Raw genomic sequence first — 12548 nt, 5'->3', positions numbered from 1 at the left:
ACCCACCCCACCTCCGACAGATTCCCGCTGCTGTTGGTAGGTGTCGACCTTGGTCGACACGGTAGATCCACGCCATGCGTGGATGCTTTTCGATCAATTATCGAAATATTCGATTTCGATGGAGATTCATCCACGCATGGCGTGGATCCATCAGATCGCGGAAATCTGTCAGAGGTGGGGCGGCATGGGCAGGCAGGACCGTTGGCGGCATGGATGCCGCCATCGAGCCCCCATGGATGGGTTTACGGCGTGTCCTGCCTGTCCATGCCGCCCCGCCAACCCACGGAACACCAGCTGTTGCTGTTGCTGTTGCCGTTGCCTTGGCTTGAAGCATCTGCAGGTGCAGGGCGCAGCCCTGCCGAAAAACACACATAAAAAAACAGCAGGCCGAGGCCTGCTGTTTCGGTGTAATGGTGCGCCCGGAGAGATTCGAACTCCCGACCGCCTGGTTCGTAGCCAGGTACTCTATCCAACTGAGCTACGGGCGCCAATTACATAAACTTGTTGTGCTGACTGTGTATGGTGCGCCCGGAGAGATTCGAACTCCCGACCGCCTGGTTCGTAGCCAGGTACTCTATCCAACTGAGCTACGGGCGCGCGGTACACAATCAAATTTTAAAACATTTCCAGCGGCGGATGCTGAAAACCTGTCGAGTGGTGCGCCCGGAGAGATTCGAACTCCCGACCGCCTGGTTCGTAGCCAGGTACTCTATCCAACTGAGCTACGGGCGCCCTGCGACAGGAGCGGAATTATGCGGATGTCGGCGCGAACCGTCAACAGTTTTTGTGAAAATTTTCATCCAACTGAATGAAAAAGCTGTCAGCCACGGCGTCCGGCGCCTTCAGCCACGCGAAATGATCGGCGCGCGTGCCCAGTTCCTGCGCGGACAGCACGCGCAGCTGCGCGTCCACATTCGGCAGCTTCGCCAGCAGCGTCTGCATCGATCCGGTGGGGGCCAACCAGTCGTGTTCCATCAGCACCGCCTGTGCGCTGCCATGCACGCGCGCCATCTGCGCATCGAGGTCTTCGTCCATGCCGGACGCGGCGTAGTGGTTGTTCAGGCCCACGCGCGCCCAGTCGGCAATCAGCCCGCGCGCTTCGGTGCCACCAAAGCCGAGGCGACGGCCATGCAGGACGCCCTGGCGCCGCGCGATCCACGGCAGGAAGCGGTAGACCAGTGGCAGCAGCCAGCCACGCGGTGGCGGGAACCCGCGCCAGAACGGTGAGCCACTGGCGGCCAGCCATAGCCGGTTGAAGTAGTGCGGGTTGCGGCCGGCATGCACGCAAGCCAGCTGCCCACCGAGACTGTGTCCACCGATGATCCAGGGCAGGGCGCCGGCGTCGTCATCCGCTGTGGCCAGGACCGCCTGGCTGGTTGGCAGATCCTGTTCGAGTACCTCGCGATAGCCCCAGTCCTGCGTGCGCGACGGGCGCAGTGAACTGCTGCCGTTGCCGCGCCACTCGTGCAGGTAGACCGCCACGCCCTTCGCCGCCAGCGCCAATGCCAGTGGCAGGTAGTGGCGCGCGGCCACGCCCAGTGCCGGTAGCCACAGCAGGCGCGCGACGGAATGTGCAGGCACGCAGGCGATCACTTCGTAGCGATGGCCGTCGTTGCACTGCACGGCGAGGATGCGTGGCGTCAGGCTCATGCGTGCGGTGCCGCGCCGAAATGGTCGAGCACCAGCACTTCGCTGCGGCCCGGCGCATAGCCTTGCTGCAGCCCACGTGCAACGTAGTCGATGCCGGCTTCGCAGGCATTGGCCAGGCTCAGGCCATTGCACAGCTGCGCAGCAATGGCCGAGGCCAGCGTGCAGCCGGTGCCGTGTGCGTCCAGCGGCAGGCGGGCGTGGATGAATTCTTCGCTGCTGACGCCGTCGAAATAGCGGTCGATCACGCGATTGCCTTCCTGCAGGTGACCGCCCTTGAGCAGCACTGCGCCCGCACCGAGGTCGAGCAGGGCTGAGGCGGCCTGTTCTGCGTCTTCGCCGTTGCTGATCTTCCGGCCGACCAGCAGTTCTGCTTCCGGCGTATTGGGAGTGATCAGCGTGGCCAGCGGGATCAGGCGCTCACGCATGGCCTGCAATGCGCTGTCTTCCAGCAGGCGTGCGCCGCTGGTGGCGACCATCACCGGGTCCAGCACCACGTGGGGCGGACGATGCTTCTCCAGTGCGTCGGCGACGGCATGGATCACTTCGGCGTTGGCCAGCATGCCGAGCTTCACCGCGTGGATGTCGAAGTCGTCGAAGCAGGCGTCCAGCTGCGCGCGCAGGAAGTCGATTGGTGGCACGTGCACGGCGGTCACGCCGCGGGTGTTCTGTGCGGTCAGCGCGGCGATCGCCGAAAGGCCGTGCACACGATGCGCGGCGAAGGCCTTCAGGTCGGCCTGGATGCCGGCGCCGCCGCCGGAGTCGGAGCCGGCGATGGTGAGGGCGGAAACGGGAGTGGTCGGGCTCATCAGGCGATTGTGCCGTGGTCCTGCAGGGGAAGGTAGATCCACGCCATGCGTGGATGCCGGCGGGGTCAGATCCCATTTCCGCAGGAAAAGGGATCTGACCCCCAGAGCGCGACCCTCAATGCCGCCAGCGCGCCCACTGCTGGTACAGCACATAGCCCAGCCCGGTCAGGCCGGTCAGCAGGGCGGGGGCGAGCAGGGCGTCGTACTGCCAGCGCATGAACAGCCAGGCGCCGATGATGCCGCCGGCGAGGAAGCCGCTGATGATCAGGCCGCTGAGGGTCAGGCGTCGTACCTGCAGCGGCAGCCCACGCAGCAGGTGGCCCAGGCCGATGCCGAGGTCGGTGAACATGCCGCTGAGGTGGGTGGTGCGTACCACCGCGCCACTGAAGGTGGTGGCCATCGCGTTCTGCAGGCCGCAGGCCATGGCGGCGGCCAGTGCGCCCCAGATCTGGTGCTGTTCGAACAGCGGAATGGCCACCAGCAGCAGCGCCGATTCCAGTGCCAGGGCCACGCCGTAGCGACGGCCCAGCTGCAGGGTGCTGTCCTGGATCAACAGGCCGCTGAGCATCGCGCCCAGCGAGAACGCGATCAGCAGTCCCCACAGGTGGCCGACCGCGCGCCAGTCACCCTGGGCCAGCGCCATGCCCAACTGGCTGGTGCTGCCGGTCATGTGGCTGACGGCCTGGTGTTCGAAACCGAGGAAGCCGACGACATTCACCATGCCGGCCACGCACGACAGCGCGACCGCGCCGATCCAGACCCAGGTGGGCAGGCGAATTCCCATCGGCGGGGCCCCTCAGGGCCCGCCGAAGCCGCCGTTGAACTGCAGCTCGCTGAAGGTGTTGTTGGCCGGGTCGAACACCGCGCCCCAGAACTGCGTGCCGCCGTCACAGACGCGGATCGCTTCCCGTGCCGGATTGATGCCGCTGTCGTCGGGCAGGTGGAAGGCGTTGATGTAGATCAGCCGCTTGCCGGCGCTTTCGATGCCGACGTACTGGCGGTCGAAGTCCAGCACCTTCGGTACCTGTGCCTCCAGCGATGACAGCCGCGCTTCCAGCTGGTCGACCTGCTGCCGGCTGGGCGCCCAGTAGCCGCTGACCCGCCCGGCCTCGCGGCCGGGGCTGGGTCGCGAGCAGGTGTCGAGCACCTGCGCGGCGATGATCGGGCGGGTGACCACCCAGGACTGGCCGGTACGTTCGGCGGTCGGCACGCTGGCCGGGCCGCGCGTGGTGGTGCAGGCGCCGAGCACGGCTGCGAGCGTGATCGCAGCCGCGGGCAGCAGCAGGCGGGTGCCGCGGTTCACAACACCTCCGAAGCGTAATCGGCCAGGCGCGAACGCTCGCCACGGCGCAGGGTGATGTGTGCACTATGCGGCCAGTTCTTGAAGCGATCCACCGCGTAGGTCAGGCCCGAAGTGGTTTCGGTCAGGTACGGGGTGTCGATCTGCTCGACGTTGCCCAGGCAGACGATCTTGGTGCCGGGGCCGGCACGGGTGATCAGCGTCTTCATCTGCTTCGGGGTGAGGTTCTGCGCCTCGTCCAGGATCAGGTAGCGCGACAGGAAGGTGCGGCCGCGCATGAAGTTCATCGAGCGGATCTTGATGCGGCTGGCGAGCAGGTCGTTGGTGGCCTGGCGGCCCCAGGTGCCGCCTTCCTGGTTGTGCGTGAGCACTTCCAGGTTGTCGGTCAGCGCGCCCATCCACGGCGTCATCTTTTCTTCTTCGGTGCCGGGCAGGAAGCCGATGTCCTCGCCGACGCTGACCGTGGCGCGGGTCATGATGATCTCGCGGTAGCGCTGCTGGTCCATGGTCTGGGCCAGGCCGGCGGCCAGCGCCAGCAGGGTCTTGCCGGTACCGGCGGTACCCAGCAGGGTGACGAAGTCGATCTCCGGGTCCATCAGTGCGTTCAGTGCGAAATTCTGCTCGCGGTTGCGCGCACTGATGCCCCACACGGCGTGGCTGCCGTGGCGGAAATCATCGACCAGCGACAGCACCACCTTGCCATCGCCGACCACGCGGCTGACGCGCAGTTCGACCTCGTCTTCGCCGGGCAGGTAGACGTACTGGTTCGGGTACCATTCCTCGCCGTCCTGCGCGAGGATTTCGTAATGGGTACGGCCCTTGTCGCTCCAGCTGCGCAGGTCGTCGCCGTGGCGCTTCCAGAAGTCTTCCGGCAGCTCGGTGGCGCCGGTGTAGAGCAGGCTGAAATCGTCCAGCGCGCGGTCGTTCTCGTAGTCCTCGGACACGATGCCGGCGATGGCGGCCTTGATCCGCAGGTTGATGTCCTTGGAAACGAACACCACCGGCAGATCCGGCGTCTCTTCCTTCAGGGCCAGGATCGCGCCGAGGATGGCATTGTCGGGAATGACCTTGCCAAAGCTCTTGCCCGCGTCGAAATGACTGGTCTGGAAGCGCATCTTGCCGGCGCTCTGCTTGCCGCGCAGCTGTAGGCCGTTGGGGCGCTGCAGCGGAATGCCGTCGGCCAGGTTGTCCAGGCCGGATTCCTGCACCAGTTCGTTGAGGAAGCGGCTCACCTGGCGGGCATTGCGGCTTGCCTCGGAGGTGCCCTTCTTGCCGTTGTCCAGCTCTTCGATCACCTGCATGGGCAGGTAGACGTCGTGCTCCTCGAATTTGAACAGCGCGGTGGGATCGTGCATCAGCACGTTGGTATCCAGCACGTAGATGCGCTTGCCTCGGGTCATCGTCGATTCCTGGTTACGGACAGGGAAAAACCACCACGGCCTGCTGCGGGGCAGGGTGATGGCAGACACAGTAGGCAGTGGGACTCACTTGGACTGGGAGGCCTTCAGTTCGGCGAGAACGGCATCGGCATGGCCGGCAACCTTGACCTTGCGCCAGGACTGCACGATGCGGCTGTCGGGGGAAATCAGGAAGGTGCTGCGTTCGATGCCACGTACCTGCTTGCCGTACATGTTCTTCATCTTGATCACGTCGAAGGCGCTGCACAGCGCTTCGTCACCATCGCTGACCAGCGGAAAGTTGAAGCCCTGCTTGGCACAGAAGTTGTCGTGCGACTTCACTGAGTCGCGCGAGACACCGAGTACCACCGCGCCTGCCTTCCTGAACTTCGGCAGCAGCGCGTTGAAGTCGATGCCTTCGGTGGTGCAGCCGGGGGTGCTGTCCTTGGGATAGAAGTACAGCACCAGCCAGTGGCCGGCGTAGTCGCCGAGAGTGGCCTGTTCGCCACCGGACAGCGCCAGCGGCAGGGAGAGGGTGGTGCTGTCCAGGGTATCGCCGTTGTTCATGAGGTCCTTCTGTCGAGCCTGGGTTCTTTCTACGACAATTGCATGAAACGCCACGCGCCCGTGAGAGGCGCGCGAAAAATCCGCACTTCCGATCAGAATTTCATCGGGTCCATGATCGCGTCCAGGTTCAGGTGGTCGCAGAACTCGAGGAAATCGTCGCGCAGCGCGGCGATGTGCATGTTGGCCGGCACGCCGATGGTGACCTGCGCGCTGAACATTTCCGCACCGGTCTGCATGGCGCGGTAGCGCGTGCTCTGCAGGTTCTCGATGGTGATGCCCTGGCGGTCGAAGAAATCGGCCAGCTGGAACAGGATGCCCGGCTTGTCGGCGGCGATCACCTCGACGATGTACGGCAGCAGGTTGGACTGCGCCTGCTTGGCGGCGGTGCGGTACCAGACCAGCTTCAGGCCTTCCTCGCGCTCGAGCCGGGTCAGCATCGCTTCCAGCTTGGCCACCGAGTCCCACGAGCCGGTGGCCAGGGCGGTGACCGAGACATCGCGGCCGACCGTGGCCAGGCGTGCGTCCACCAGATTGCAGCCGCTGTCGGCGATGCGGCGGGTGACGGACAGCAGGGGGGACTCCGGATGCGTCGTATAGGCGTTGATCAGGAGGTGGTTTTCGCTCGGCGCGGGGCGCGGGGTGGTGTCGGTCAAGGCGATTCCGGGTAATGCATGCGTTAGTCTGAATGCCCGCCAGAGGCGGGGATCCACCGGTGTCCAGCATACTTGCCCGTGCTTTCGCGCCGCAAGTAACATTCAAGTCGCCCCCGGCCTTTCGTGGCGGGCGTTTTCCCTTCCCAGCCAAGAGCAGCACGTCCTTGTCCCTTTCCGGCCTCATCACCGCGCTGGCGACCCCGTTCCGGGCCGACGGCGCCCTCGATCCCGACGGTTGGCAGCGCCTGCTGCACCTGCAACTGGAAGGTGGCGTCCATGGCGTTGTCGTAGCCGGCTCGACCGGTGAAGCGGCAACCCTCACCGATGCCGAGTACGACCTGCTGCTGGCCAGCGCGGTCGAGCGCATCGGCGGCCGCATCCCGGTCATGGCCGGTACCGGCCTTTCGGGCACCGCCAAGACCATCGAACAGACCCGCCGTGCCGCCGCGCTCGGCGCCAGCCATGCGCTGGTGGTCACCCCGCCTTACGTGCGGCCGACCCAGGCCGGCCTGATCGCGCACTACCGCGCGGTGGCCGACCAGGGCGGGCTGCCGGTCGTGCTGTACAACGTGCCCGGCCGTACCGGCTGCGACATGCAGCCGGAGACCGTGGCCGAGCTGGCCAGCCATCCCAATATCGTTGGCATCAAGGAAGCGGTGGGTGATACCGGCCGGGTGCAGGCGCTGCTGGCCCTGCGCAGCCCGAAGTTTGCGGTGCTCAGTGGCGACGACGGTACCGCCGCGCGTTCGATCCGGGCCGGCATCGATGGCCTGATCTCGGTCGGTTCCAACGTTCTGCCGGGCGCCTATCGCCGGATGTGCGAGCTGGCCGCCGCGCACGACCACGAAGCTACCGAGTCCTGGGATGCGCGCCTGCAGCCGTTCCATGATTTCTGTGGCGTCGAACCCAACCCGATCCCGGTCAAGGCGCTGCTGCGCCGCATCGGCATCGGTCACGACCTGCGCCTGCCGCTGCTGCCGCTGTCGGCAGCGCATCATCCGGCCGCCGACCATCTTGCCGGCGACATCGCCGCCCTCGAAGCCCTTTCCAGCCACTGACCTTCCGTCTTGGTCTGACCCAGGAGATTCACATGCGTCAATCCGTTTCCACCGTCCGCGTGTTGTCCTACGCCCTGCTTGCCGTGGCTGTCGCCGCCGGTACCACCGGCTGCTTCAAGCGTGGCGTCAAGGGCGACTACGCCCTGGCCCCGGAAATGCGTCCGCTGGAAGTGCCGCCGGACCTGAACCTGCCGACCACCACCGGTGACAACAAGGTGCCGACGCTGGCATCGGCGACCAAGCCGGCCGCGCCTGCGGCTGCGGCCCCGGCCGTGGGCAACACCGGTTTCACCATCGCCGGTGGCAAGGACGAGGCTTTCGCCAAGGTCGGCACCGCGCTGGAAGGCGTGGAAGGTGTGACCATTGCCAGCCGCGCGCAGCTGCTGGGCTCGTATGACGTGGCCTACGAAGGCAGCAACTTCCTGGTCCGCGTGGTCGCCGTCGATGCTGGCGCCTACATCTCCGCGGTCGACCCGCGTGGCCTGCCGGCCACCGCCGAAGCGCCGGTGAAGCTGATCGCTGCGCTGAAGGCGAAGCTGGCGCAGTAAGGGCTGGTCGGGTGGGGGCGGGCCTTGGTCCGCAGCTGCCTTGGGTAGCGCCGGGCCATGCCCGGCGAGCTTGAAGCGCGGCCCAGGATCCGCCGGGCATGGCCCGGCGCTACCGGAAATGGAAAAGGGCGCCCAAGGCGCCCTTTTTCGTTGTCGCAGCAGGCGCTTCTCAGCGCTCCAGCAGCTTCAGCTTGTCCGGCTTGCCGTCCCATTCGCCGGCATCGGCGGGCGGGTCCTTGCGCACGGTCAGCACCGGCCACTCCTTCGCCAGCTCGGCGTTGAGGGCCACGAAACTTTCCTGGCCGGCAGGAACATCGTCCTCCGGGAAGATCGCGTTGACCGGGCATTCCGGTTCGCAGAGGGTGCAGTCGATGCACTCATCCGGGTCGATCACCAGGAAGTTGGGGCCTTCGTGGAAGCAATCCACGGGGCACACTTCCACGCAATCGGTGTGTTTGCACTTGATGCAGTTTTCGGTGACGACAAAGGGCATGGGCTGGGGGTGGATCGATTCCTGAACCCGCCAATTCTAGAACAGGTTGGCCCCCGGTGTCGGTGCGGGGCGGAAATCGGGCGTCTGGCAGGCGCGGCCGTGGCGGTCATTGGCGGCAGGGCGAGGCCTGTGCGACGCTGCGGGTCAGCCGGCTGCGTCGGATGGCCGGACCCCTTCCCAGCAGGATCGTCCATGTCCCCAGCCCAGCCCAACATCGCCTCCCATGGCGGTGAGAACACTGCATTCATCGTCCTGATCAGCTGCGTGGCCACCCTGGGTGGATTCCTGTTCGGCTTCGACAGTGGTGTCATCAATGGCACGGTCGATGGCCTGCGCCAGGCTTTCAACTCCAGTGAGGCGGCGCTCGGTTTCGAGGTCGCCTCGATGCTGCTGGGCTGCGCGATCGGTGCCTTCCTGGCCGGCTGGCTGGGAGATCGCCTGGGCCGTCGTGGCGTGCTGATCGCCTCGGCGCTGATGTTCCTGGTTTCGGCGCTGGGTGCCGGTGCCGCACACGCCTCCTGGTTGTTCATTGCCGCACGCGTGCTCGGCGGCTTCGCGGTGGGCGCGGCCAGTGTGATGTCGCCGGCCTACATTGCCGAGGTGGCTTCGGCGCGCTATCGCGGGCGTTTGGCCACGGTGCAGCAGATGGCGATCATCTGCGGCCTGTTCGCCGCCTTCCTCAGCAATTACCTGCTGGCCCGTGCCGCTGGGGCGTCGACCGAGCCGCTATGGCTGGGCCATGAGGCTTGGCGCTGGATGTTCTGGATGCAGGCGCTGCCGTCGGGGCTGTTCCTGCTGTTGTTGCTGGTGATTCCGGAAAGCCCGCGCTTTCTGGTCGTGAAAGGGCGTCAGCAGCAGGCGAGGGCGGTACTGTCGCGGCTGTACGGCGAGGCCGCTGCGGCGGCCAAGCAGGCCGAGATCGAAGCCAGCCTGGCGCAGGACCAGCACAAGCCGCGCTTTGCCGACCTGCGCGACACGGTCAGCGGCAAGCTGCGCCCGATCCTCTGGGTGGGCATCGGCCTGGCCATGTTCCAGCAGCTGGTCGGCATCAACGTGGTGTTCTACTACGGCGCGGTGCTGTGGCAGGCGGTGGGCTTCTCGGAAAGCGATGCGCTGCTGATCAACGTGCTGTCCGGCGCGCTGAGCATCGGCGCCTGTCTGCTGACGGTGCTGTTGATCGACCGCATCGGGCGCAAGCCGCTGCTGTGGATCGGTTCGGTCGGCATGTCGGTGGCGCTGGTGCTGATGGTGGTTGCCTTCGCCAGTGGCAGCCTGGCCGACGGTCGCCTGCAGTTGTCCGACGGCATGGGCCGACTGGCGCTGGTGGCAGCCAACGTCTACGTGGTGTTCTTCAACATGTCCTGGGGCCCGGTGATGTGGGTGATGCTGGGCGAGATGTTCCCCAATCAGATCCGTGGTCCGGCGCTGGCGGTGGCCGGCGCCGCGCAATGGACCTCGAACTTCGCGATCACCGTGACCTTCCCGATGCTGCTGGCCGGCATCGGCCTGGCCGGCGCCTACGGCATCTATACGGTGGCGGCCATCCTCTCGATCGTCTTCGTGGTCCGCTACGTGCGCGAGACCAAGGGCAAGGAGCTGGAGCAGATGGAAGGCTGACGGCGACTGGCTTCGGTTGCATTCCGTTGGCGCCTGCCTGTCCAGAGTGTGAGGGGGCAGGCCGCCCTCTCCAGGACACGCAAAAGCCCATCCATGGTGCTCGATGGCGCCATCCATGGCGCCAACGGTCCTGGAGAGGGCGGCCCGCGCCCTCCTGACAGTTTCATGGTGCGTGCGGATGCGGCGAAGCGCTGGTCGGTTGTTGCCGCAGCTCGCGGGAAACCGTCCAGAGTCGGTGGGGTCACCCAGGGCAGGACCGTTGGCGCCAAGGATGGCGCCATCGAGCCCCCATGGATGGGTTCACGGCGTGTCCTGCCCTGGGTGACCCCACCGGCTCAAGCCGATTGCAGGCAGGCGCCAAAGCGACCAAGCCGATCGATGCCATTGCAAACCCCGGAAAACAGAAAAGCCCGCACAAGGCGGGCTTTTTCGGTTCCTGCTGCGGCGACTGGCGCTCCCTAGGGGACTCGAACCCCTGTTTTAGCCTTGAGAGGGCCACGTCCTAACCACTAGACGAAGGGAGCGTAACTGTGTCGCTGCCGAGGCAGGAGCGCTAGTATATGCACCTCGATGCCATTGGGCAATCCCGAAACTTCAACCGGAAGCGCCAACATCATTTCCTCTGCTACATCACCGTTCAGCCTGCGCGTCATCCCGCGCGACCAGCACACGATCTCCCGCAAGGACATCAGCCCGAACGCCCTGCGCGTGCTTTATCGCCTGCGCGATGCCGGCTTCGGCGCCTACCTTGTCGGCGGCGCGGTGCGCGATCTGCTGGTCAATGGCCAACCCAAGGATTTCGACGTGGCCACCGATGCCACGCCCGAACAGGTCAAGCAGCTGTTCCGCAACTGCCGCCTGATCGGTCGTCGGTTCCGCCTCGCCCACGTCGTGTTCGGCCGCGAGATCATCGAAGTCGCCACCTTCCGTGCCAACAGCGATGACGGCAGCGGCGACCGCGAGATGGAAAACGGCATGCTCGTGCGCGACAACGTGTACGGCACCATCGAAGACGACGCCATCCGCCGCGACTTCACCTGCAACGCCCTGTACTACGCCATCGAGGACTTCTCGGTGCGTGATTACACCGGCGGCTTCGAAGACGTCCAGGCGCGCCTGATGAAACTGATCGGCGACCCCGAGCAGCGTTATCGCGAAGACCCGGTGCGCATGCTGCGTGCGGTGCGCCTGGCGGCCAAGCTCGGCTTCCAGATCGAAGAGGGCACCGCCGCGCCGATCCCGCACCTGGCTGGCCTGCTCAACGAAGCCGCACCGGCACGCTTGTTCGAGGAGGTGCTCAAGCTGTTCCTGTCCGGGCACGGCGTGGCCAGCTTCGAAGGCCTTGAGCGTTACGGCCTGCTCGACGTGCTGTTCCCGGAAAGCGCCAAGGCATTGAAGTCCAACCGCACCGGTGCGCTGCGCCGCATGCTGGTCGAGGGCCTGGCCAACACCGATGCGCGCGTGGCCAACGACGAGCCGGTCTCGCCGGCGTTCCTGTTCGCGCTGCTGCTGTGGCCGGCGTTCTGCCGCGCGCAGGCGACCCTGCTCAAGCAGGGCGTGGCACCTGAGGAGGCACAGCGCCGTGCTGCCGACCGTGTGACCGTGCAGCAGCTGAGCACCATCGCATTGCCGCGCCGCTTTTCGCTGCCGATGCAGGAAATCTGGCTGCTGCAGTCGCGCTTCAGTTCGCGCCAGCGCAAGCGCGTGTTCCGTACCCTCACCCACCCGCGCTTCCGCGCCGCGTTCGATTTCCTCAGCCTGCGCCAGGTCGCTTCGTCCGAGCATGCAGTGGATGTCGAGTTCTGGCGCGAAGCACAGGCGCAGTCCGGTCGCGAGCTGGAGTCGTCGCTGGATGCGATGCACAGTGAAGACGGCGATGACGAGAGCGGGGCACCGCGCAAGCGCCGCCGTCGGCGTCGACGTCCCGGTGCTGCTGCGGCGGGCGAGTAAGCGATGACCCTGGCCTGGATCGGCCTCGGCGCCAACCTTGGCGACGCGGCCGCGACCGTGGGCGCGGCGATTGCCGCGCTGAACGGCCTGCCAGGAACGCGCCTGCGACAGGCCTCGCGCCTCTATGCAACCCCGGCCTGGGGCAATGAAGACCAGCCGCCGTTCGTCAACGCGGTGGCCTCGGTCGAAACCACATTGCCGGCCGATGAGCTGCTGCAGGCGATGCTGGCGCTGGAGCGGGGCTTTGGCCGCGTGCGCGATCCGGCGGTGCACTGGGGGCCGCGCGCACTGGACCTGGACCTGCTGCTGTATGGCGCGCAGGTGCTCGACCATCCCGGCCTGCAGGTACCGCATCCCTACATGCACGAGCGTGCCTTCGTGCTGGTGCCGCTGGCCGAAATCGCGCCGGATCTGGCCATTCCCGGCCATGGCCGCGTGCAGGATGCAGTGATGCGGGTGGATGCCTGCGGGATCGCGCCGATAGGGTGATAATGCCCAGGTTATCTCCC

12 protein-coding genes, 4 tRNA genes and 1 pseudogene are annotated in these 12548 nt (G+C 66.1%); 5 read left to right on the top strand and 12 right to left on the bottom strand.

Features of this window, described 5'->3' with window-relative positions; translation table 11 throughout:
• Positions 1-411: 411 nt before the first annotated feature.
• The 10 genes and pseudogenes from ARC63_RS09260 to ARC63_RS09215 form a co-directional block, all read right to left on the bottom strand.
• A tRNA-Arg gene (locus ARC63_RS09260) sits at positions 412-488 on the bottom strand.
• A gap of 32 nt (positions 489-520) precedes the next feature.
• Positions 521-597, bottom strand: a tRNA-Arg gene (locus tag ARC63_RS09255).
• Positions 598-655: 58 nt separating this feature from the next.
• Positions 656-732: transfer RNA gene (locus tag ARC63_RS09250), tRNA-Arg, on the bottom strand.
• A pseudogene (locus tag ARC63_RS09245) lies at positions 723-1650 on the bottom strand (alpha/beta hydrolase family protein). The gene ARC63_RS09250 and the pseudogene ARC63_RS09245 overlap by 10 nt, the downstream one beginning before the upstream one ends.
• Entirely contained in the window at positions 1647-2456 is an 810-nt protein-coding gene (thiD, locus tag ARC63_RS09240) for a bifunctional hydroxymethylpyrimidine kinase/phosphomethylpyrimidine kinase (protein WP_010484282.1), read from the bottom strand. Before thiD ends, ARC63_RS09245 begins: the two are co-directional and overlap by 4 nt.
• Before the next feature lie 115 nt (positions 2457-2571).
• The gene (locus tag ARC63_RS09235) at positions 2572-3240 is read right to left on the bottom strand and encodes a YoaK family protein (RefSeq protein WP_010484284.1); all 669 of its coding nucleotides are present in this window, start codon (positions 3238-3240) and stop codon (positions 2572-2574) included.
• Between the two features lie 12 nt (positions 3241-3252).
• Entirely contained in the window at positions 3253-3759 is a 507-nt protein-coding gene (locus ARC63_RS09230) for a hypothetical protein (RefSeq protein ID WP_019338317.1), read from the bottom strand.
• Positions 3756-5156: a PhoH family protein gene (locus tag ARC63_RS09225; RefSeq protein WP_057503087.1), complete on the bottom strand. Its 1401-nt coding sequence runs from the start codon at positions 5154-5156 to the stop codon at positions 3756-3758. The genes ARC63_RS09230 and ARC63_RS09225 overlap by 4 nt, the downstream gene beginning before the upstream one ends.
• Positions 5157-5240: 84 nt before the next feature.
• Positions 5241-5720: a peroxiredoxin gene (locus ARC63_RS09220; protein WP_010484289.1), complete on the bottom strand. Its 480-nt coding sequence runs from the start codon at positions 5718-5720 to the stop codon at positions 5241-5243.
• Between the two features lie 92 nt (positions 5721-5812).
• Positions 5813-6373 carry a glycine cleavage system transcriptional repressor gene (locus ARC63_RS09215; protein ID WP_005409051.1) on the bottom strand — a complete coding sequence of 187 codons (561 nt, stop codon included), beginning with the start codon at positions 6371-6373 and terminating at the stop codon, positions 5813-5815.
• Between the two features lie 164 nt (positions 6374-6537).
• Between ARC63_RS09215 and dapA the strand changes: the two genes are divergently transcribed.
• Positions 6538-7431 carry a 4-hydroxy-tetrahydrodipicolinate synthase gene (dapA, locus tag ARC63_RS09210; protein ID WP_043403360.1) on the top strand — a complete coding sequence of 298 codons (894 nt, stop codon included), beginning with the start codon at positions 6538-6540 and terminating at the stop codon, positions 7429-7431.
• Positions 7432-7463: 32 nt separating this feature from the next.
• Positions 7464-7979: a hypothetical protein gene (locus tag ARC63_RS09205; RefSeq protein WP_010484296.1), complete on the top strand. Its 516-nt coding sequence runs from the start codon at positions 7464-7466 to the stop codon at positions 7977-7979.
• Positions 7980-8148: 169 nt separating this feature from the next.
• On the opposite strand, the gene fdxA is transcribed toward ARC63_RS09205, so the two are convergent.
• Complete coding sequence (fdxA, locus tag ARC63_RS09200; RefSeq protein ID WP_004153066.1) at positions 8149-8472, bottom strand: ferredoxin FdxA; 324 nt, start codon at positions 8470-8472, stop codon at positions 8149-8151.
• Between the two features lie 192 nt (positions 8473-8664).
• Between fdxA and ARC63_RS09195 the strand changes: the two genes are divergently transcribed.
• Entirely contained in the window at positions 8665-10089 is a 1425-nt protein-coding gene (locus tag ARC63_RS09195; RefSeq protein ID WP_010484300.1) for a sugar porter family MFS transporter, read from the top strand.
• 449 nt (positions 10090-10538) lie between these two features.
• On the opposite strand, the gene ARC63_RS09190 is transcribed toward ARC63_RS09195, so the two are convergent.
• Positions 10539-10613, bottom strand: a tRNA-Glu gene (locus ARC63_RS09190).
• Positions 10614-10665: 52 nt separating this feature from the next.
• Here ARC63_RS09190 and pcnB point away from each other — a divergent pair.
• Positions 10666-12039: a polynucleotide adenylyltransferase PcnB gene (pcnB, locus tag ARC63_RS09185; RefSeq protein ID WP_029550838.1), complete on the top strand. Its 1374-nt coding sequence runs from the start codon at positions 10666-10668 to the stop codon at positions 12037-12039.
• A gap of 3 nt (positions 12040-12042) precedes the next feature.
• Entirely contained in the window at positions 12043-12528 is a 486-nt protein-coding gene (folK, locus tag ARC63_RS09180) for a 2-amino-4-hydroxy-6-hydroxymethyldihydropteridine diphosphokinase (RefSeq protein ID WP_057503086.1), read from the top strand.
• The last annotated feature ends 20 nt before the right edge of the window (positions 12529-12548 follow it).

The organism is Stenotrophomonas geniculata ATCC 19374 = JCM 13324, assembly GCF_001431625.1.
Classification (GTDB): Bacteria; Pseudomonadota; Gammaproteobacteria; order Xanthomonadales; family Xanthomonadaceae; genus Stenotrophomonas; species Stenotrophomonas geniculata.
The sequence above is the reverse complement of the archived record's forward strand: the minus strand, read 5'-3'. Positions and strand labels throughout refer to the sequence as shown.